At 70.1% G+C, this 20,683-nt stretch carries 13 protein-coding genes; 11 read left to right on the forward strand and 2 right to left on the reverse strand.

Annotation, left to right across the window (positions count from 1 at the left end):
• Nucleotides 1-241: 241 nt before the first annotated feature.
• Nucleotides 242-4,192 carry a pyruvate formate lyase family protein gene (locus tag AHOG_RS13595; protein WP_245856742.1) on the reverse strand — a complete coding sequence of 1,317 codons (3,951 nt, stop codon included), beginning with the start codon at nt 4,190-4,192 and terminating at the stop codon, nt 242-244.
• 765 nt (nt 4,193-4,957) lie between these two features.
• Between AHOG_RS13595 and AHOG_RS13600 the strand changes: the two genes are divergently transcribed.
• From AHOG_RS13600 to AHOG_RS13620, 5 genes are all read left to right on the forward strand, one after another.
• Nucleotides 4,958-5,539: a type 1 glutamine amidotransferase domain-containing protein gene (locus AHOG_RS13600; RefSeq protein ID WP_093941684.1), complete on the forward strand. Its 582-nt coding sequence runs from the start codon at nt 4,958-4,960 to the stop codon at nt 5,537-5,539.
• 141 nt (nt 5,540-5,680) lie between these two features.
• Nucleotides 5,681-5,902: a hypervirulence associated TUDOR domain-containing protein gene (locus AHOG_RS13605; protein ID WP_245856744.1), complete on the forward strand. Its 222-nt coding sequence runs from the start codon at nt 5,681-5,683 to the stop codon at nt 5,900-5,902.
• 361 nt (nt 5,903-6,263) lie between these two features.
• Nucleotides 6,264-8,279: a molybdopterin oxidoreductase family protein gene (locus AHOG_RS13610; protein WP_245856746.1), complete on the forward strand. Its 2,016-nt coding sequence runs from the start codon at nt 6,264-6,266 to the stop codon at nt 8,277-8,279.
• The gene (locus AHOG_RS13615; protein WP_093941686.1) at nt 8,276-9,460 is read left to right on the forward strand and encodes an alcohol dehydrogenase catalytic domain-containing protein; all 1,185 of its coding nucleotides are present in this window, start codon (nt 8,276-8,278) and stop codon (nt 9,458-9,460) included. Before AHOG_RS13610 ends, AHOG_RS13615 begins: the two co-directional genes overlap by 4 nt.
• A gap of 189 nt (nt 9,461-9,649) precedes the next feature.
• Nucleotides 9,650-10,495 carry an SDR family oxidoreductase gene (locus AHOG_RS13620; RefSeq protein ID WP_093944439.1) on the forward strand — a complete coding sequence of 282 codons (846 nt, stop codon included), beginning with the start codon at nt 9,650-9,652 and terminating at the stop codon, nt 10,493-10,495.
• Nucleotides 10,496-10,662: 167 nt separating this feature from the next.
• On the opposite strand, the gene AHOG_RS13625 is transcribed toward AHOG_RS13620, so the two are convergent.
• Nucleotides 10,663-12,147 (reverse strand): aldehyde dehydrogenase family protein, encoded by a 1,485-nt coding sequence (locus AHOG_RS13625; RefSeq protein ID WP_245856748.1) that lies wholly within the window; start codon nt 12,145-12,147, stop codon nt 10,663-10,665.
• Nucleotides 12,148-12,302: 155 nt separating this feature from the next.
• Between AHOG_RS13625 and AHOG_RS13630 the strand changes: the two genes are divergently transcribed.
• From AHOG_RS13630 to AHOG_RS13655, 6 genes are all read left to right on the forward strand, one after another.
• Nucleotides 12,303-13,205 (forward strand): helix-turn-helix transcriptional regulator, encoded by a 903-nt coding sequence (locus tag AHOG_RS13630; protein WP_093941688.1) that lies wholly within the window; start codon nt 12,303-12,305, stop codon nt 13,203-13,205.
• 424 nt (nt 13,206-13,629) lie between these two features.
• Nucleotides 13,630-13,932 (forward strand): DUF6403 family protein, encoded by a 303-nt coding sequence (locus AHOG_RS13635; protein ID WP_093941689.1) that lies wholly within the window; start codon nt 13,630-13,632, stop codon nt 13,930-13,932.
• Nucleotides 13,929-15,338, forward strand: coding sequence for a hypothetical protein (locus AHOG_RS13640; RefSeq protein ID WP_245856749.1), 1,410 nt, complete (start codon nt 13,929-13,931; stop codon nt 15,336-15,338). Before AHOG_RS13635 ends, AHOG_RS13640 begins: the two co-directional genes overlap by 4 nt.
• Nucleotides 15,335-16,291 carry a hypothetical protein gene (locus tag AHOG_RS13645; protein WP_157736806.1) on the forward strand — a complete coding sequence of 319 codons (957 nt, stop codon included), beginning with the start codon at nt 15,335-15,337 and terminating at the stop codon, nt 16,289-16,291. The genes AHOG_RS13640 and AHOG_RS13645 overlap by 4 nt, the downstream gene beginning before the upstream one ends.
• Before the next feature lie 430 nt (nt 16,292-16,721).
• Nucleotides 16,722-18,176: an alkaline phosphatase gene (locus AHOG_RS13650; protein ID WP_093941691.1), complete on the forward strand. Its 1,455-nt coding sequence runs from the start codon at nt 16,722-16,724 to the stop codon at nt 18,174-18,176.
• 471 nt (nt 18,177-18,647) lie between these two features.
• Nucleotides 18,648-20,543, forward strand: coding sequence for an alkaline phosphatase (locus AHOG_RS13655; RefSeq protein WP_093941692.1), 1,896 nt, complete (start codon nt 18,648-18,650; stop codon nt 20,541-20,543).
• The last annotated feature ends 140 nt before the right edge of the window (nt 20,544-20,683 follow it).

The following is a 20,683-nucleotide window of genomic DNA, read 5'->3' on the forward strand; positions in this document are numbered from 1 at the left end:
ACTGCCCGACGGCCGTGCCCGACGGCCGTACGCCCGGTCGTAGCCGCTCGGCCGTTCGTCGCCGCCCTACCGCCGGTTCGGCCTGGTGCTCGGATCACGCCCACGGTGCTCCCGTCGTCTCGTTCGGCCCGATGCGTCAGCCGAGCTGCCCGGGTCCGCGGCGCCGGCCAGCTCGTCGCGGCTGACGAGTGAGCTGACGGGAGTTCCGAGGGGCGGTGTCCGTGCGAACACCGCCCCTCGGCTACCGCTTCGGCTCGACGCTGAAGGGCCTGCGTTCGTGAGTGCGCTGGTGGCCCGGGAACATCGAGATGAAGAACTCCGACCAGCCGCCCATACGGACCCGGAGCAGATCGTATTTCTCCGGATCACGGCAAGCCGCCGCGAACGTCTCCGGGTTCGCGCACGTCACCGTCAGCAGATTCGATCCGGCACCCTGACAGAAGGCCCGGAGTATCTCGGTGAGCGCGGTGAAATCGAACTCCTCCCGGATGTTGAAGTCGGTGGGCGCGGTATCCCAGAAGTCGGCCGTGCCCGCGCCGCTGAGGCTCCGCAAGGCTGCCAGGAAGTCGACCTCCTGGTGATCGACGGGCCGGTCGCCCGGACTGGGTGTGGGGCTGAGGTCGGTGGCCAGCGGTTCACCCGATCGGCGTCCCTCCGCCGACGCGCCCACCTGGGCACCGAACTCCAGGTAGTTCTCGAAGGTGCCGACTCCTGGTTGCAGCTGCAGACCGAACGGGTGTTCCGCGGTGCCGTATCGCCGGGCCAGTTCCACCATGGTGCGTGCGGTCGGAGCGGCGGGATCGGTGAACACGCTGAGCACCGTGGTGGACATCCGTTGCAGGAAGTCGTTCCCGAAGGCGTCGATCTCGGGGTGGCCCCGCCCGTACTTCGGCAGCGCCAGCGCGGCCTCGCGCAGGTCACGGAAGCGCTCGGCGCGGGCGGCGACCCGGCCCGCGCCCGCCAGGCTGCTCGTGAACGGCTCCACCATCGACTCGCCCCAGTCGCACATCAACGCCTCGACCAGCTCCGGAAGGGAGGTCACCGCCGTGGCCGGATCGAAGACGAGGTGACGCACGGCGTACAGCGAGTTGATGGTGTTGGACAGACCCGTGAAGCACGGCGCGAGGACGTTGTACCGGGCGCCGCCCGCGTAGTAGTCCATGCCCTTCTCGACGCAGTCGTCGACGAAGACCGACAACAGCGGCGACGGGCACACCTCGCTCATCCTCCCGTACAGCCCCAGCACGCCGTCGGCCTGCTTGGCGTACATCCAGGACAGGTGCGTGAAGAACAGGTCCTGCACCTCGTCGAAAGAGGAGATCCGGGTCGGTTTAGGGGAGGTGAACGACACTCGTTGGCCCCGGAAGTACATCGGTCCCGCCGTCAGCCAGGACTTCCCCTGATTGAGCGTGGCCTCCAACACCTGGAGCGTGTTGACGTTGCCGAGGGTGAACCAGTTCTTCCCGACGAACTGCGGCTCGTAACAGCCGTCACATGCGTAGTCGCGGGCTACGCTGAGCGGCACGGTGCTGCGCCACCGCTCACCTGCTTTCTCCGCGACCGGCGTGAATTCCGTCGGTCCGCTGCCCGAGCCGATGTCCTCACCACTGCGAACGAGCCCGGGGATGACCTTCTCGTCGTTGATCAGGATCGGATGGGCGCCACCGCTGAGGAGGGCGCGTGCCGACTCGTCCAGGTACTCCTGCGGGATGTCCGGTCGTACCCGTAGCGAGAGGCACGGGGCGTTCAAGGGCAGCCTGCGGGCAGCCCGAAGGCAGAGCATGGTCAGGCGGTTGTAGGCAGGCCTGCCGCTGCCGGGCGTGTCGTCGGCGACCGTGCCGCCGACGGTGATCTGCTGCACCCATTGATTGTTGGACCCACCCTGCGGATAGCTGCCGCTCGCCCCGCCCATCGCCATGTTGCCGAAGGGCTGGTTGTCATCGACGAAACCCCGGTTCCACAACACGTTCTCGCCGAGCTTGACCCACAGGCAGTCGATGATCTCCTGCGCCTGGTCGTCGTCGATCTCGCCGAGCGCGAGATCGCGATCGTAGAAGGGCTGAAGAAGCTGGTCGAGCCTGCCGATCGCCGTCGGCTCGCCGATCAGGTGCAGGCACGAGTGCAGAGTGAAGATCAACTGCGTCGCCTCGGCGAGGGTCTCGGGCGGGCCGTCCGCCAGCTTGCGCATCCTCGCCTCGACATCGGCTAGATTGCGCTGCTCGACCTCCGATGACGCGGGAAGCCCGGCCGCCGTGTCGGCCGCCAGGTCGGCGAAGGCGAGGCAGTGCGCCTGGACCCCCTCCAGAGCCAGCCGAGTGGCCAGATAGAACTGCCGCTTCTGCTCGTCGGCGGCGGCCGCCAGTCGGCCCGCGACGTCGTCGATGAGGCCGCTGATGCCGTGGTCGAGCAGTCGTTGATAGTCGGGGACCACATGGCCGACGCCGGAGGCGTGGCTGAGATTCTGGAAGAAGTGACCGAGCTTCTCGTCGTCGCGGGTGTAGTCGACGACGTACTTGCCCTGGCCGAGACCCAGACTGGGCATGCCGCCGACGATGATCTCCAGGGGATCGAGGTGGTAGGTGTCGGCTCCGTTGACCCAGTTGCCCTCGGCATCACGCCGACGCCCACGGAAGCCGTACTCCGTGGAGGCGAACACGCTGCCGAGACTGAGCTTCACGGCCCAGCCCATGCGCTCCATCACGGGCCGACTCATGATCTCCATCGCGCGTTCACGATCGAACTCGCGTTCCAGGAGTTCGGCGAGATGACCCGGCTCCGGCTGAACCCGGTCGAAGTACCAGTTGTCCTGCCAACGGGAGAAGGTCTTGCTCAGCAGGCGGAGCACCCGCTTGGACGGCGGCAGGGACCGCAGGCGTTCCGCACCCGACATCGTCGCCATGTGGAACAGATAGTCGCGATGGTTGTAGTACTGGTAGCCGTTGCCGGAACGCTCGGTGAAGTGGCGATCGAGACGGTTCCAGTCCATTCCGGGGACCTCGTCCCAGCCCACGTCGGCGAGGTTCGCCAGCGTGGTCGGCTCCAGCTCCAGCATGGTCTGGTTGGGAACGAAATAGAAGCCGCCGATGTCGGCGTGTGCGGAGGTGAGCAGCCGATCGGCCATGTATCCGGGCCGGTCGCCCACCTGCGTGGCCATGACCGACTCCAGGACCCGGACGTTCTTGGCGTATCCGGCGAAGTAGACGCCCTGCTCGTCGCGCAGGCTCGCGCCCTTGTGCCGGAGATCGTCGCTGTGGACGGCGCTCGACGTGCCGTAGGGCAGACCGAGCCGCAGGATGCGCATCGTGTCGCCCGCGTCGTCCTGCGCCCGCGAGCACTTGATGTGGCTGCGCTCGTCCCTGGACGGCACGATGACGTCCTCGGCCGTACGCCCCACCAGGTCCTCGATCTGGTCCGGGCCCATGTTGAGGATGTGTTCCCAGTTGAAGGCGAAGCGCTGGGCCAGGACGAAGGAGGAGCCCGCGTACGGAGGGTCTTCGTTGCCGACGATCGTGTGACCCTCGATGGTCACCGGGTCCGTCGGGTTGTTGAGGTTCTCGGAGAATCGACAGCCGAGCACCTTGCCGCCCAGCTTGTCCGGGCGCACCGACTTGGTCGCCGCGTCCTGGGAGACCGTCCGTGAGGCGTCGACGCAGTCCTCCGCCGCCAGCAGTTCCGACAAGAGGTCGAACACCGCCCGACAGTCGCCGTCGCGGTCCGACTTCAGGTGGAACCACAGATCGGCCTGCGAGTCGGCGAAGGTGCCATGGGAGCGCTCGAACACCGCGGAGACCAGCCCGGCAGCCGGGTCCTCGGCCGACTCCGCCGGGAAGAGGAGGGCCATGCCCGTCGGTAGCGCGATGCCCTCCTGTTCGCAGATCTCACGCCACAGCGGGAAGCCGACGCCGACGACCGCGGTCGTGTTGGCGTCGGCATGACGCTCCTGGATCGTCTCCTGGATCGAGGACATCACCCTGGACAGCAGCGCCCGGCTGATCGGGACGCCGCCCGCCTGCCGCCAGAAGGTGGCGAACAGGGCGTACGGCGACGGGTGGATCAGTCCGCGCTGGATATGTCGCCAGATCTCGTGGCCGTCCAACACGTCGTCCGGCGGGAGCGGGCGGACCGGGGCGACGGTGCGAGGGCTGGGGAGGGTGGTCTGTGCCGAGTAAATGCCGGTCGATGAATCGGACACGGGTGTGCCTTTCTTTGTGCGCGGTCGGGCGGCGGTCTCCGTGCATGCTCGGCACGGCGGTGAATGCGTCGAGCCGCCGATTCGGTGGCGCCTGACATCCGGGAACGGAGAGATGGCGTGCAAAGGCGGCCCTGGTCGCCGCTGTCGGTTCGGCTGGACACTCCGGGTGTTCCGGGCAAGTGCTCGCGGATCGGCGCACGTCATGGTGGGCGACCGGGCAGCACGGCATCGCGCTCGGACCGCGAAGGCGGCCGTGTCGTCCCGGCGGTCGAGGCCGGTGACACGGCGATCGCTCCTCGGAAGAACGGCGATACTAGAATGAAAGATGTCTTCGATTAATGGGCTTCCCCATGCGTAAGTCAGGCAATGCACAAGTTAGTCGTCGCGCTGATGTCGTGTCATCCCTCGGTCGGGGGATTCGACCGGGTGATGTCAGATGTGTTTCTTCTTCGGATACGGCTCCGTCGCCGTGCCGTGCCGTGGCACGGCCGCCGAGAACCGGCGGGCGGACGTCCGGTTCCGGTCTCGCCGGACTCCGACTCTTCATACCCGGACTCTGCAGACTCCGGCTCCCCGGCTCGTCTCCGCCTTCTCCAGAGGCTCGCCTCCCCGGGCCGCGCCGGAAACCGCGTCCGGCGGCAGACGTCGGCCGTCAGGACAGCGGTGTGTCGGCGGCCGCCCGGCGGCGTGGGGTTCTGATTCGTCGCCGCGCGCGCCGGGTACGCCGAGAGGACGACAGTTCACCCGAACGGAGAAGGAAGGACTATGGGACGACGACTGGACGGACATCGGGTCGCCATTCTCGCCGCGGACGGAGTCGAACAGGTCGAGCTCGTGCAGCCCCGAGAGGCGGTCGAGGCGGAGGGCGCGCGGACCACGTTGCTCTCGGTGGCCTCCGGCGAGATCCAGGCGATGAACTCCGACATCGAGCCCGCCGACACATTCGCGGTGGACCGCGTGGTCAGCACGGCGACCGCCGACGACTACGACGCCTTGATCCTGCCCGGTGGCACGGTGAATCCGGACAAGCTGCGGCAGGACGAGGCCGCCGTCGGATTCGTGCGGGACTTCTTCCGGGCGGGCAAGCCGGTCGGCGTGATCTGCCACGGTCCGATCACCCTGATCGAGGCCGACGTCGCACGCGGCCGCACGCTCACCTCATTCCCGAGCATTCGCACCGACCTGCGGAATGCCGGTGCGGTCGTCGTCGATCGAGAGGTGGCGACGGACCAGGGCCTGGTCTCCAGCCGGAGCCCCGGCGACCTGCCCGCCTTCTGCGCGAAGATCGTCGAGGAGTTCGCCGAGGGCATACATCCGGTGCATGACGAGGGCGCGACGGCGCGCTGACCGGTCCCGCCGGCAGAGTCCCGTCGACGCGCCCCCTGCCGCCAGGGCAGGCGACCCGCCACGGCACCGCGGCGTCCGGATACACCCGACGCCGCCGACCGGCGGCGTCGAGCGGGCGTCGAGGTGATCGAGGAAGGACGGATGATGGCACGAGAAGAGTTCACACCCGGCGACGCCGTCGAGTGGAGCAGCCACGGCAGCACCGCCCGAGGAGAGGTGCGGGAGAAGATCACCCACGACACCGAGGCGGCGGGGCGCACCGTCCGTGCCTCGGCGGAGGAGCCCCAGTATCGCGTTCGCAGCGCCAAGAGCGGCCGGGACGCCGTGCACCGACCGCAGGCACTGCGCAGACGTCGTTCCTGATCCGCACCGGTCCGGGCACGGCACGACATCGGACCCTGTGACCGTGCCGGTGCTCGGCGCTCCGCCTCGAGGCAGCCGCGTCACCGAACCGCTGGTGGCGAGCCTGACTCGGTCGACAACCGCCCGGCGGGCCCTCCGATCGACTTGTCCGCCGTCGTCCGCCGGTCCGGCCACGCCCGAGATCCGTCCCGCGCCGCGGGTTTGGTCGGTGGGACGCCGGGTAGGCCCAGTGCTGATCAGCTCGCGTGTCGGATGGCGCCGCCGCGACGACGAGGGGAGATCGATGGCCGGCCAGGCAGGGATCGATCAGTCGTGGGGCGAACGGACCCCGTACGGTCCGGGCGAGCGGTGGCCTGTCCGCGTGGACGCCCATCTCGTCGACGGGGTGCGGCAGGAGCACGTGGAGCGGTGGATTCCGACCGTCGCCGTCCTGCACTCCAACGGCGACGGAATGCAGCTGGGAGTCGCCCGCGGTCGCATCGTCGGTGTCCGAGGGCGCGCCGACGACCGCGTCAACCACGGCAGGCTCGACCCGAAGGGCCTCTACGGCTGGCAGGCCAACGGCTCCCGCGACCGACTCACCGTTCCACTCGTCCGTGAGGCGGGCGAACTCGTGGAGGCCACCTGGGACGAGGCCATGGATCGCATCGTGCGGCGCACCACCGAACTGCTCGCCGAGCGCGGCCCGAGCGCGATCGGTTTCCACACCAGCGGTCAGCTCTTCGCCGAGGAGTACTACACACTGGCGGCGATCGCACGGGGTGGACCGGGCACGAGTCACCTTGACGGCAACATCACCAGGCCGTGCACGGCCACGGCGGCTTCCGTGAAGGAGTCGTTCGGCTGTGACGGGCAGCCGGGCTCCTACACCGACGTCGACCATGCGGACACGATCGCGCTGTTCGGGCATAATGTCGCGGCGACGCAGGCGGTGTTGTGGTCGCGCATCCTGGACCGACTGGCCGGGCCGAATCCCCCGGCGCTGCTGTGCGTCGACCCCAGGACGACCCCCGCCGCCAAGGCCGCGACACTGGCGGTCCAGGTGAACACTCTCCATCTCATTCGCGGGACGCTCGGCAGACCGGGAGCGGGCGTACTGCAGATGAACGGCCAGCCGACCGCCCAGAACGCGAGGGAGTGCGGCGCCGACGGTGATCTCACCGGCTTCCGCGGCTGGGCGAATCCGAAGCACATCGACGAGCTGGCCGCACTGTGGAAGATGGACCGGGCGAAGCTCGATCACGGCAAGCCCCCCGCCCACGCGATGAAGATGTCGCAGTACGCCGAGGAGGGCACGCTCGGCCTGTTGTGGGTCTCGGCCACGAACCCGGCGGTCTCGCTTCCGGAGCCGCGGCGGGTCCGCCGGATACTCCGAGGCGAGAGCCTGTCCCTGGTGGTCCAGGACGGCTTCCCCACCGAGACCGCCGACCTCGCCGACGTGGTCCTGCCCGCCGCGTTGTGGGATGAGAAGACCGGAGTCTTCACCAACGCCGCCCGTACGGTCCACTTCTCCGGCAAGGCGGTGGAACCGCCCGGTTCGGCCCGGTCGGACCTGGACATCCTCCTCGACTTCGTCCGCAGGCTGGACCTGCGTGACCAGGCGGGCGATCCCTTCCCCGACTGGCATGACTCCGAGTCGGCCTTCGAGGCCTGGAAGGCGGCCGGCGCGGGACGGCCGTGCGACTACACCGGGCTCACACACGAGCGGCTCCGGTCCACCGGCCCGGTGCAGTGGTTTTGCGACGACAGACACCCCGACGGCACGGAACGGCTGGACGCCGACGGGCGATTCTCCGCGCGACCGGAGCACTGCGAGAACTACGGCCACGACCTGATCAGCGGGACGCCGATCGAAGTCGAACGTCACCGGGCGTACAACTCGGACGGACGGGCGATGATCCGTGCGAGGCCGTACGTCTCCGCCCCGGAGGGCGCGTCGGCCGACCACCCGTTCTCGTTGATCACCGGACGCAGCCTCTACCAGTTCCACACCCGCACCAAGACCGCCCGCGTGCCCGAACTGGACCGGGCCGCTCCGGACGTCTGGGTGGGGGTCGCGGCCTCCGACGCGGCCGCCTTCGGCTTCGACGACGGACGGCTCGCCGAGATCACCACCCCTCGGGGCATGGCCCGCGCGACCGTCCGGATCGGCGAGATCCGTCCCGGCGTCCGCCTCCCCTTCCACTACGGCTACTGGGACGTGTCGGAGCCCGAGGGCGGCCACCGGGCGGCCAACGAGCTGACCCGCACCGACTGGGACCCGGTGTCCAAGCAACCCGTCTTCAAGCTGGCGGCGGCCAGGATCGCCGCCGTCGAGCCCGATACGCCGTCGCCGGTGACGTCGGGGTCCGGACCCGAGAACGGAGGAGCGCCATGAAGGCAGTGACCTGGCACGGCAGACGAGACGTGCGAGTCGAGACGGTGCCCGACCCGGTGCTGCGTGAGCCGGACGACGTGATCGTGCGCGTCACCTCCACCGGCCTGTGCGGCTCGGACCTGCATCTGTACGAGGTGCTCGGCCCGTTCCTGGAACCCGGTGACATCCTGGGACACGAGCCGATGGGCGTGGTCGAGGAGGTCGGCTCCGGCGTCACGGCGGTGCGACCCGGCGACCGGGTGGTGGTGCCCTTCAACGTCTCGTGCGGCACCTGTCACATGTGCGCGGGCGGCCTGCACTCTCAGTGCGAGACCACCCAGGTGCGCGGGGCGGGGATGGGCGGGTCGTTGTTCGGCTACACGAAGCTGTACGGTCAGGTCCCCGGTGGGCAGGCCGAGTACCTGCGCGTTCCTTTCGGCAACGCTCTGCCGATCCCGGTGCCGCAAGGCCCTGCCGACGACCGTTTCCTCTTCCTGTCGGACGTGTTGCCGACCGCCTGGCAGGCCGTCGAGTACGCGGACATCCCCGACGGCGGCAGCGTCGTCGTACTCGGGCTCGGCCCGATCGGAGACATGGCCGCCCGGATCGCGCTGCATCGCGGGGCGGGGCTGGTCATCGGCGTGGACCGGGTGCCCGTCCGGCTGGCCAGGGCACGCGGCAGGGGAGTGCACACCATCGACCTGCGCGATCACGACGACGACCTCGCCGACGCCGTGCGGGATCTGACCGACGGGCGCGGGCCGGACTCGGTGATCGACGCGGTGGGGATGGAGGCGCACGGCTCGCCCGTGGCCGGGATCGCCCAGCGTCTCGTGGGCCGACTGCCCGCTCCGGTGGCGCAGAAGCTGATGCAGACCGCCGGGCTGGACCGGATGCACGCGCTCTATCAGGCCGTGGACGTCGTGCGACGGGGCGGGACGATCTCGTTGTCGGGCGTCTACGGCGGGATGGCCGACCCGATGCCGATGCTGACCTTGTTCGACAAGCAGATCCGACTGCACATGGGGCAGGCCAACGTCCATCGCTGGGTCGAGGATCTGCTGCCGCTGCTCGACGACGACGATCCGCTCGGCGTCGACTCCTTCGCGACGCATCACGTTCCGCTCGCCGCCGCACCACAGGCCTACGAGATGTTTCAGAAGAAGCAGGACGGTGCCGTCAAGGTGCTGTTCCAGCCGTGACCGACGACGCGGGGCGCCGGAGTGTCTGGTCGTCGCCCCGCGTCCACCACCCGTCCGCGGGCTTCTCGGCGGCGTCGGCTCGGCGCGGTCGCGACCGTCGACGCATGCGGGCGCCGCGTGGACCTCGCGAACCGGACGAGTACGCGAACCGACGAGTACCCAGGCAGGAACACCGAGAGGAGCAGCACGATGACGGACACCATCCTCGTGACCGGTGCGGGCACCGGCTTCGGCAGAGAGGTCGCCCTGCGGCTGGCGGCGGGCGGCCATGACGTGATCGCCGGAGTGGAGATCGTCGCGCAGGTCGCGGCCCTGCGCGACGCCGCGCGGGATCGCGGCGTGGCACTGCGGGTGGAGCGCCTGGACGTGACCGATCCCGGGGATCGGGAACGCGCGGTGCGGTTCGATGTCGACGTGCTGCTCAACAACGCGGGCATCGCGGAAGGCGGCGCGACGGTGGACATCCCGGCCGAACGCCTACGCAGACAGTTCGAGGTCAACGTCTTCGGGCCCGTCCTGCTCACCCAGGGCATCGCCAAGCGGATGGCTCGGAAGGGCGGTGGTCGGATCGTCTTCATGTCCTCGGTCGCCGGGCTGATGACCGATCCGTTCACCGGAGCGTACTCCGGGTCGAAGCACGCTCTCGAGGCCTTCGCCGATGCACTCGATCAGGAACTCGCGGAGTTCGGCGTCACCGTGGCGACGATCAACCCGGGGCCGTTCCTCACCGGGTTCAACGACACGATGTTCGAGGCATGGAAGACCTGGCGTGACGATCCGTCGGACCGGCTGGTGGACCACTCGACGTTGGCCTTCCCTCACGAGCAGTTCGACCCGGAGCCGGTGTTCGAGGCGACGGTGCGCGTGCTGCTGGGCGAGGACACCCGCTACCGGCATGTGCTGCCCGTCGAGAACGAGGACTCGATACGACGGCAGGTCGACGCCCAGTGGGATCGACGACTCAACGACGGGACCCGCCCCGCGCCCGCGCAGGCCGCGCGGGACATGAAACCCGGTACGCCCGCGGCCCCCTGACCTTCTCGACCAGGGAGCCGCCTGTCCCCATGGGGTGGACGGCGCAGCGTCGCCGGACCGCCGAACGGACCCGCGCGATGGCGGTTGATGGAAGCGGAGACCGGTACGGGTTCCGCCCCACCCGGCCGATCCGTTCGGGCGTCGAGCCGTTTCAGCGCCAGAGCCTTCTAGAGGCGGACCATCACCGTCTTCGCCTCGGTGTAGGCGTCCAGGACGTCGGTGCCGTGTTCACGACCGATGCCGGACTCCTTGACACCGCCGAAGGGCAGTGTCCCGCTGCTCATCTCTCCCCAGGTGTTCACCCATACCGTGCCCGCGCGCAGCGCGGCGGCGGTGCGGTGGGCGGTGGACACGTCTCTGGTCCAGACGGATGCGGCGAGCCCGTACACCGTGTCGTCACCCAGCCGGACGGCATCCTCGACGTCGGTGAAGGACATGATCGCCGCCACCGGGCCGAACACCTCCTCCTGCGCGATGCGCATGTCGTTGGTGACGTTGTCGATCAGCGTCGGCGGCACGAACAACCCGCTGTCGCCGAGTGGCCTGCCGCCGAGCATGATCTCGGCGCCTTCCTCGCGAGCCACGTCGAGATAGGAGAGGACCCGGTCGAAATGCTCCCGGTAGGCCAGCGGTCCCATGACGGTGTGCGGGTGGAAGGGATCGCCGGGCACGTATCGACTCAGCTCCGCGGTCAGGAGCGCACCGAACTCCTCGCGGATCGACTCCTGGACGAGGATGCGGGTCCCCGCGACACAGCCCTGTCCGCTGCCCGCGCAGAAGGCCGCCGCCGCGGCCGCCGCGGCGGCGGGGAGATCCGCGTCGGCGAACACGATGGTCGGCGACTTCCCGCCGAGTTCGAGGGTGACCCGGGCCAGGGTGTCGGCCGAGCCGCGCAGGACACGCCTGCCGATCCGTCCGGATCCCGTGAAGGACACCTTGTTCACGTCGGGGTGCCCGGCCAGGGCAGCACCGGTGACGGGGCCCGTGCCGGTCACGACGTTGATCACGCCGGCGGGCAGGTCCGTCTCGGCGAGCAGCGAGGCGAGCCGCAGCGCGCTCAACGGGCTCTGCTCGGCGGGCTTCAGGACCACGGTGTTGCCGGTGGCCAACGCGGCCGCGAGCTTCCACGACGCCTGGAGCATGGGGCCGTTCCACGCGATGATCGCCCCCACGACCCCGAGCGGCTCGCGAAGAACGTAGTCCAGCCGGGAACCGTCGCTCGGTCCCGTCTGGCCGTAGATCTTGGTGGGCCAGCCCGCGTAGTGCCGGAAGACCTCGACCGCGTGGTCCACCATCAACCGGCTTCCCGCGAGCGGGGCGCCCATGTCGAGGGTGTCCAGCGTCGCCAGCTCCTCACGGTGGGCTTCGACGACGTCGGCGACCTGGTACAGCAGGCCGGCGCGTGCCTGGGGACTGATCTCGGACCACGACGGGGCTTCGAAGGCGGCCCGTGCCGACGCGACGGCGGCGTCCACGTCGGCGACGCCCGCGGCCGCGACCTCGGTCAGAATCGTCTCGGTGGTGGGATCGATCGTCGCGAGAGTCGCCTGGTCCTGTGCCTGCCGCAGGCGTCCGCCGATGAACAGCCCGAGCGGGCCCTCATCGAGGAACGCGGGACGGGGTCGCGGGGCGGCGAGCGGGGGAAGAGTCACGACAGTCTCCATTGATATGAGGTGAACGGACAGACCGAGAGCGGTTCGCGGCCTCGACGTCGACTCTGCGAGCTGGTCGGTGAATCCGGGTCGTCACGTGTTGCCTGGGAATCCCAGACCTACCCACCGGGTGCCGCTCGGCGCAGACTGGTGCGGTGGACGACAGTCATTCCCGTGAGTTCGCGGAGTTCCTTCGGGCGCGGCGCGCCCGGCTGCGCCCGGAGGACGTCGGGCTGGAACCGGGCTCGCGTCGAAAGGTCACGGGCCTGCGTCGTGAGGAGCTGGCCCTGCTGGCCGGGGTGAGCACCGACTACTACCAGCGCATGGAGCAGGGGCGTCATCTGCGTCCCTCCGACGAGGTGCTCGACGGGTTGGCCAGGGCACTGGCCCTGACCGGGGACGAGACTCGGCACCTGCACACCCTCGCCCGCGCCGTCCGACGCCCGAGTCGTCCGAAGGGTCGGGGTGCCACGCCGGAGCGGGTCCCCGAGACGACCCGCAGGCTGCTGCACACCCTGAGCGGGCCCGCGATGGTCCTGGGCCGCCACCTCGACGTCCTCGCCTGGAATCGGCAGGCCGGAGTGCTCTTCGGCGGCCTGGACGATCTTGAGGACCACGAGCGGAACGTGCTGTCGGCGTTGTTCCACCATCCGGACGCGCGGGAGCTCTGTCCGGACTGGGAGGCCAGTGCCATCGAGTACATCGGGATGCTGCGGGCCTCGGTCGCCGCGGAGCCGGATCACCCGAGGGCGCGCAGCCTCGTCGGCGAGCTCAGCGTCCGCAGCCAGGACTTCCGACGGCTGTGGGCTCGGCACGACGTCCGGGAGAAGACCAGCGGCGTCAAGACCTTTCGACATCCGATGGTCGGCCGCCTGACCCTGGACTGGGACGCCTATCCGCTGCCCGGTCGTCCCGGGCCGGTGTTGATGGCCTTCACCGCCGCACCGGAGAGCGCTGACGCCCACCGGCTGCGGCTGCTCGACGGACTCCTGCCGGCCGTTCGGTCGGTGGACGACTTCCCCGGCCGCCGGCCGTCGTCGATGGCGGCCGAGGGATGACCGGCGCGGTTCAGGCGTGTACGGGCCGCTGATCGCCGCTCCACCGATCCGCGGACGACCGGCTCCCGGCGCGCTCATCGGGCGTCGACGTGTCGACGTCGCGTGAGGCGGCGTGCGCGGCTCCGCGCGACGGCTCCGACGGTGGGCGACCCGGCCGACGCGCCTCCCCAGGGCCTGCGAACCGCCCGCTGACAGCGCGCAAGGACACGGGCCGCCATCGATTCGGTTCGAGACGAGGTGCTCGACAGGCGGCCCGTGGCATTCTCCTGCCTGAGCGCAGGTCAGGTGCCGCGCTCCGCCACGACTCGGGCGTCGTCGGCGTGCGAACCGCCTGTCGTCCTCCGCGGAGGACGTCGGGCCGATCGCGAGATCGATCGGGCGCGGACGCACCGCGTTGCGCTGCCGGATTCCTGGGGTGGATGACGTGAACTGGTGGGTCTGGCCGGTCGGGGGAGCGGTGCTCGTCGTGGCCGGCTTCCTCTCGGCGTTGCTGCCGCGGGCACGGGCGAGGAGGCGGCGGCGGCTGCTTGCCTGGTCCACCGCGCGGGCGGCGATCGCCGCCGCCTCGGTCAGTCGAGACGCCTGTGTCGCCGACGTTCCGGAGGCGGCGGAACTGCTGGCTCGTGCGGAACTGACCGCGGGGGCGCGCGGTGGCGTGGCGGCGGCCGCGGCGGCGACCGAACAGGCTCGGCGTGCGGACCGGTTGTGGCGGGAGGCACGGCCTTGATCGAACGCCTGATCTCCCGGTGGTACCAATGGCTCCGATGGGGAGCGCTCGCCGTGGCCGCGATCATCCTGCTGATCTTCCTTCTCGCGCAGCGGCAGAGCATCGACGTCAGCTACGGACGGTCGCCCGCCGCGACGACCGGCGTACCGGAGGGTTCGGCGGGTGAACTCGCCGAGGCGAGCGTGCCGTCGGTCGAGGAGATGGCGGCGCTGGTGGCAGCCGATCCGGTGGTGCGCCTGCCCGGCGCGATCGCGGAGTGGGACGAGGATCGCGTGCAGGAGGCGATCGGCGACTCCGACGTCCGCATTCTCGTGGCGCCACCCGGCCTCGATGAGGAGGAGCGCGACCGGGTACGCGACGTCGAAGGCGCGACGATCCGGGTGGTCGGCACCGAGGTGAGCGGCGGGTTCTACGGCGTGTCGAGCACCACCCTTCCGGAATGGCAGGCGCGGTTCGCCACCGGCGACGTGACGGAAATGCTGACCGCCCTGATCGCCGCGTTACGGGAGGAACCGGATCCCGAGCAGTCGGGTCTCGAGGACTCGGATCTCGAGGATGCCGACGGCCCGCTCGCGCGGCGTGGTCCCGATGAGGCGGAACTGACCGAGGTGGTGGCCGATCTGCGGGAGACCGGTGTCCACGTGGCCGAGGGCGCGACGCTGACCGACGTCCCGCAGGAGGCCGCCGCGTCGGCGTTCCCGGACGGCGCGCTGTACGTCGCCCTGCCGCGGCAGCCGTTCGGCGAGCCGATGGTGCGGTACGGACCCGCTCTCGCCGAGCTGTTCCCGGACACCTCGATCGTGGTGATGTACGGCTACTGGATCGAATACCACGGCCCTGGTGCGGAGAACTTCGCCGAGGTGGTCGCGACGAGCGTCTACAGCCGGTTCCAAGAACGCATCGGCACCTATGCGTACCCGCAGGACAACATCCTCTTCGTCTACCTCAACCGGGTGACGGACGTGCGGTATGCGGGACTGTTCGAACGTCCGCTGCCATACCTGCCCTTCGACCCGCTGCGCGTCGCGCTGCCCGCTCTGCCGTGGCTCTTCGCCGCCTGCGTCCTGGCCTTCCTGGCGCTGTCGACGCGGTCGCTGCTGCGCCCGCCCTCGGTCGAGTCCGCCGGGGGCGGCCGAGTCCGGCACACGGCACCGCCCGGCAGGCTGGCGGGCCTGACCTCGTTGGCCGTGGAGATGTCCGCGCTCACCGACGAGACGAGCGATCCCGGGCTGACCAGAGCGATCAGTGGTCTGCAGGCCGCCCGTTCGGCGTTGTGGCGAAACCTGCCCGCCGCCCACGTCCACGAACTGCTGGACGAGGCCGAGGCCGAACTCGACGCCACGGCCTCGGCGATGGGTCGAGCCGACTACCGCCCCCACCTCCGTCTCCAGGGCAGGCAGGCATGAGGCTTCTACGGTCGTTGTTCACCTCGCCCTTCGGCCGTGCCGTCCTGGGCTGCCTGATCCTCGCGGGCTGGGCGTCGTTCTCCGCGGGCATCCTGGACGGCCCGGTGGCCAGGGACCTCCGTACGTCCGCCGTCTACGCGGCTCCCGGCGTCGAGCTCGACGAGGCGGCGGCGGAACGGATCATCGGCAATCGCCGGGTGACCGTGGCGTTCCTCGAACCCGGCGCGGATCTGCGAAGCGGCTGCGACGGGGTGCGCCGGGCCGCCGACGGCACCGTGGCGTTGATGATCAGCAGAAACGGAGCCGAGTTCGACACCTACGGCTGCGCGCTGCTGCCCGGTGCCGACGACGAGAACTTCGGCCGGGCCGCCGTCGCGGAGACGGTCATCGGCAGCGGCATCGACCCGTTCGTCGATCAGCCGCTGGAGGCGATGAAGCTGATCGCGATCAACTACGACGGACTGGTGAAGGCGGGGACCGTGCCCGACGGGGCCCGCACCATCAGCCCGTCGCTGCCCCGCTACCTCATCGCGGGCGCGGCGCTGCTGGCCGTGGTCGCCGGTTCGTCGTTGATGTACGTGACCGCCTATCGGGCAGGCCGGTCGACCGCCGTTCGACGTGCCGAACGGGACACGCTCGACGACGCCCGGATCGAGCTGAGCGCCGCCGCAGGCGTGCTCGCACAGCAGATCATCGCGCTCGACGGGAAGTACTCGCTCGTCACGACGAGGACCGGGCGCCGCGGTGCCCGGATGTCTCGGCGGACCGCGGCCGTGCGTCGCGAGTTCGCCCAGCGGTACCGGCAGGTGGCGTCGGACTACACGGAGCTGCTCGGCGAGATCACGAAGACGGACGCGGGGTCCGGTCAGGACGTCGGCAGCCTGACCGCGCGGGTGGAGGCGCTGAGCGCACGGTGTCGGGCGCTCGGCCGCCTCCGCTTGGGCGCGGGCTAGGCGCGGCGCCGGGGACGTACGCGGCCCTGTCGAACACCGTGGCGGCACGCCGCCCGCCGAACCCGGGCGTCGCCCTGATTCGCGTCGCGGTCGCGAGACGACCAGACGGACGCCGAGGCATCCCCGTGTACTCCGGTGACGGTCGTTCACACCGGAGACGCCGACCGCGTCGGCGATCCGAACCGGCGCGCCGTCGCCGCGTGCTCGCTGGTCAGCGGCCGTCGTCGTCGTCGGGGCGGGCGGTTCCGCGTAGCGGTGCCGGACGTGCACTGTTCCCTTTCGCACCGCGAGCCGGTAGTGATGATCGAGAAGTCACCGACACCGTCCGCCCGTGCCCTCGGGGACGGCGCTCGTGCTCGATCCCGGCCCGCTGGGTCGGTGCGGCGGCGGACGCTCGTCTCGTGGGGGCCTTGTCGACAGAAACGAGACGATGACGAATCGAGTGTTCCGACGTCTGCCCGCCCTCGCGGCGGCGGGTGTCCTCATGACCGGTCTGACGCTGAGCGTGGCGGGTCCTGCCGCGGCCCAGGTCGACGGGCCGAAGAACATCATCCTGCTCATCGGTGACGGCATGGGTTACAACCATGTCGATGCCGCGAGCCTCTACGAGCACGGCACGAGCAACCATCAGGTGGTTGTGGACCCGGCGACGGGCTCCGTCGAACACCTGCCCGGCACCGCGTCGCAGGTGTTCGAGTCGTTCCCCGTCCAGGTCGCGATGTCCACGCACTCCGCCAACGGGCGCGCGGAGTACGACCCCGTGGCCGCCTGGTCGGACTTCGACTGGGTCGCCTCGGGGGCGACCGACTCGGCCGCGGCGGGCACAGCGCTGGCCACGGGCGTGAAGACGAACAACGGCACGGTGGGGCTCGCCCCCGACGGCTCCGTCGTGACCAATGTCGCGGAGCGGGCGGCCGAGATCGGCAAGGCCACCGGGGTGGTGACGTCGGTGATGTTCTCCGATGCCACTCCCGCGGCCTGGGGAGCGCACAGCGCCGATCGCGGCGATCTGCATGCGATCTCCGATCAGATGATCGACAGCTCGCTCGACGTGATCGTCGGCGCGGGCCATCCGCTGTACGGTGATGACAACGAGCTCCTCGACGAGCCGCGACACCTGTATCTGAGCGCGGCCAGCTGGGATCGGCTGCGTGACGGCGAGACCGCCTTCGAGCTGATCGAGGACAAGGCCGACTTCGAGGCGGTCGCGTCGGGCGAGCGGCTGCCGGAGAAGTACCTCGGCCTGACGCAGGTCGCCTTCACCCTCCAGCAGGCTCGGTCGGGCGATGTGGACGGGGTGCTGCCGTTCGAGGTCCCGGCCAACGACGTCCCGGACCTGCCGACGCTGACCCAGGGCGCGCTCAACGTCCTGTCGCAGAACGAGGACGGCCTCTTCCTGATGGTCGAGGGCGGCGCGATCGACTGGGCGGGACACGCGAACCAGATCGCCCGCGACATCGAGGAGACCGTCGACTTCAACCGGACGGTCGAGACCGTCGTGGACTGGGTGGAGACCGAGAGCAGCTGGGACGAGACCCTCGTCATCGTGACCGCCGACCACGAGACCGGGTACCTCGACGGCAGCCGTTCGAATCCGACGTGGACTCCCATCACCGGTGAGCAGGGGCAGCTCCCCGATCAGAAGTGGTTCTCCATCGACCACACCAACCAGCTGGTTCCGCTGTTCGCCAAGGGCGCGGGCTCCGAGGTCCTCGCCGCCTCGGCCACCGGGGTCGACCCGGTGCGCGGCGCCTATCTGGACAACGTCGACGTCGCAGGCACGATGTTCGGCTTCTGGGGCGGGAGACCCGAGGGCGTGGGCACGCCCAGACCGGCTGTCGTCCCCGGGCTCACGCGGTCCGAGACGTCCATGTTCGGGGGCTGAGTCCAGAGGTACGGCCGCAGGCCTCGGCGTCGGGCGTTCCCGACACGGACGATCGGCCTCGCCCGGTCTCACCGTCCGCCGCCCGCGGACGTCGTCGAGCCGGGCGGCGCCGTTCGCGGCGGATCGATCCGGCGGTGCGGCACTGTTCGCCGCGCCGTCGGGGCCTCGGGCTCACCCCGCCCGAACCGCGCTCCGGCCGAATTCGAGGCCCGGCCGGTCTGGTCCGCCTGTCTTGACACGACATTGACGTCTCGGCGGGAATACTGGTCGCGTCTCGACGGACCGTGGCCGAACGGCAGCGCGGTGTTCCCTTCGCCCTGGTGATCGGGTAGTCAGGAAGGGAAAGTCGCCCCGATTTCTCATCCGCGTCTTCGAGGGTTCACGTCCTCGCTCGGTTCGGCCGATTGGCTCTGTTCCGGCCGGCACCCACCGGGTGCGGGCCCCTCGGAGGCTTCCGACAGGAACGAGACGATGACGAAACGCACTCCCAGACGCCTGCTGTCCCTGGCAGGCGCAGGCATCACCATGGTCGGTCTGACGCTGGCCGTGGCGGGTCCTGCCGCGGCCCAGGTCGACGGGCCGAAGAACATCATCCTGCTCATCGGTGACGGCATGGGTTACAACCATGTCGATGCCGCGAGCCTCTACGAGCACGGCACGAGCAACCATCAGGTGGTTGTGGACCCGGCGACGGGCTCCGTCGAACACCTGCCCGGCACCGCGTCGCAGGTGTTCGAGTCGTTCCCCGTCCAGGTCGCGATGTCCACGCACTCCGCCAACGGGCGCGCGGAGTACGACCCCGTGGCCGCCTGGTCGGACTTCGACTGGGTCGCCTCGGGGGCGACCGACTCGGCCGCGGCGGGCACAGCGCTGGCCACGGGCGTGAAGACGAACAACGGTGCCCTGGGGATCGACCCCGACGGCACCGCCGTCAAGAACGTCGCGGAGCGGGCGGCCGAGATCGGCAAGGCCACCGGCGTCGTCACCTCGGTGCAGTTCTCCCACGCCACTCCGGCGTCCTGGGGAGCGCACAACGGCAGCCGAAACGCCCTGCACGAGATCTCCGACGAGATGCTGGCGGGTCCGCTGGACGTGATCGTCGGCGCGGGCCACCCGCTCTACGACGACGACCATCAGTTGCTGGACACACCGCGCTACGACTACCTCAGCGAGCGCAGCTGGAACCGTCTGCAGGACGGCCAGACCGCCTTCGAGCTGATCGAGGACAAGGCCGACTTCGAGGCGGTCGCGTCGGGCGAGCGGCTGCCGGAGAAGTACCTCGGCCTGACGCAGGTCGCCTCCACCCTCCAGCAGGCTCGGTCGGGTGACGTCGACGGCGTGCTGCCGTTCGAGGTCCCGGCCAACGACGTCCCGGACCTGCCGACGCTGACCCAGGGCGCGCTCAACGTCCTGTCGCAGAACGAGGACGGCCTCTTCCTGATGGTCGAGGGCGGCGCGATCGACTGGACCGGTCACGCCAACGAGACCACCCGCAACATCGAGGAGACCGTCGACTTCAACCGCGCGGTCGAGACCGTCGTGGACTGGGTGGAGACCGAGAGCAGCTGGGACGAGACCCTCGTCATCGTCACCGCCGACCACGAGACCGGGTACCTCGACGGCAGCCGCTCCAACCCGAACTGGACGCCCATCACCGGCGCCAAGGGGCAGCTCCCCGATCAGAAGTGGTTCTCCGGTGACCACACCAACCAGCTGGTTCCGCTGTTCGCCAAGGGCGCGGGCGCGGACGACCTCGCCGCCTGGGCCACCGGGGTCGACCCGGTGCGCGGCGCCTATCTGGACAACGTCGACGTCGCCGCCATGATGTTCGACGCCTGGGGTTACGCCGACGGACCTGACGAGGACGGCATTCCGATGCGCGCGACCGTGCCGGGTGAGGACTCCCAGGAACCGGGCCGACTGACCCTGTCGGTCGCCGACTACGGCGACGCGATCCAGCTCGGCGAGGCCCGCAACGCGGGCGACCGGCTCCGCTCCACCGGCACCCTGCCGACCGTGTCCGTGACCGACTCGCGGTCCACCGACCAGGTGGGCGACGGCGGCTGGACCGTCACCGGCCGTTCGGCGGCCCTCACGGCGGGCCCGCAGGTGATCCGCGCCGGGCACGTCGGCTGGACGCCCGGCCTGGTCTCCGACAAGCCGGGTGTGACCGTCGGCTCCCCGGTCTCCACCGTGCTCGACGGCGGACCCGGCCTCGCCGAGTCCGCGACCCTGGCCTCGGCGGTCGCCGACGCTCGCTTCGGCACCACCGAGATCAGCGCGGACCTCGCGCTGGAGGTCGCGGTCGACACCCGCCCCGGCGACTACGAGGGCAGCCTCACCGTGTCGCTCTTCCCGGTCGACTGACCAGGACGGCACACGCCCGGCCGATCCCGTCGGCACGCACGTAGTCACACCGATGCGTCTCCGGCCGTCGGCGGCAGACCATGCCGTCGGCGGCCGGAGGCGTCCCGACACCACCCCGCCCGCTGTGCGGCTCGCCCGCT

The sequence above is a fragment of the Actinoalloteichus hoggarensis genome, from assembly GCF_002234535.1.
GTDB classification, from domain to species: domain Bacteria; phylum Actinomycetota; class Actinomycetes; order Mycobacteriales; family Pseudonocardiaceae; genus Actinoalloteichus_A; species Actinoalloteichus_A hoggarensis.

Excerpts from the sequence above, each read along its gene's own strand:
- AHOG_RS13600 (WP_093941684.1), top strand. The coding sequence starts at position 4,958 with ATGGGACGACGACTGGACGGACATCGGGTCGCCATTCTCGCCGCGGAC.
- AHOG_RS13605 (WP_245856744.1), top strand. The coding sequence starts at position 5,681 with ATGATGGCACGAGAAGAGTTCACACCCGGCGACGCCGTCGAGTGGAGC.
- AHOG_RS13615 (WP_093941686.1), top strand. The coding sequence starts at position 8,276 with ATGAAGGCAGTGACCTGGCACGGCAGACGAGACGTGCGAGTCGAGACG.
- AHOG_RS13620 (WP_093944439.1), top strand. The coding sequence starts at position 9,650 with ATGACGGACACCATCCTCGTGACCGGTGCGGGCACCGGCTTCGGCAGA.
- AHOG_RS13645 (WP_157736806.1), top strand. The coding sequence starts at position 15,335 with ATGAGGCTTCTACGGTCGTTGTTCACCTCGCCCTTCGGCCGTGCCGTC.
- AHOG_RS13650 (WP_093941691.1), top strand. The coding sequence starts at position 16,722 with ATGACGAATCGAGTGTTCCGACGTCTGCCCGCCCTCGCGGCGGCGGGT.
- AHOG_RS13655 (WP_093941692.1), top strand. The coding sequence starts at position 18,648 with ATGACGAAACGCACTCCCAGACGCCTGCTGTCCCTGGCAGGCGCAGGC.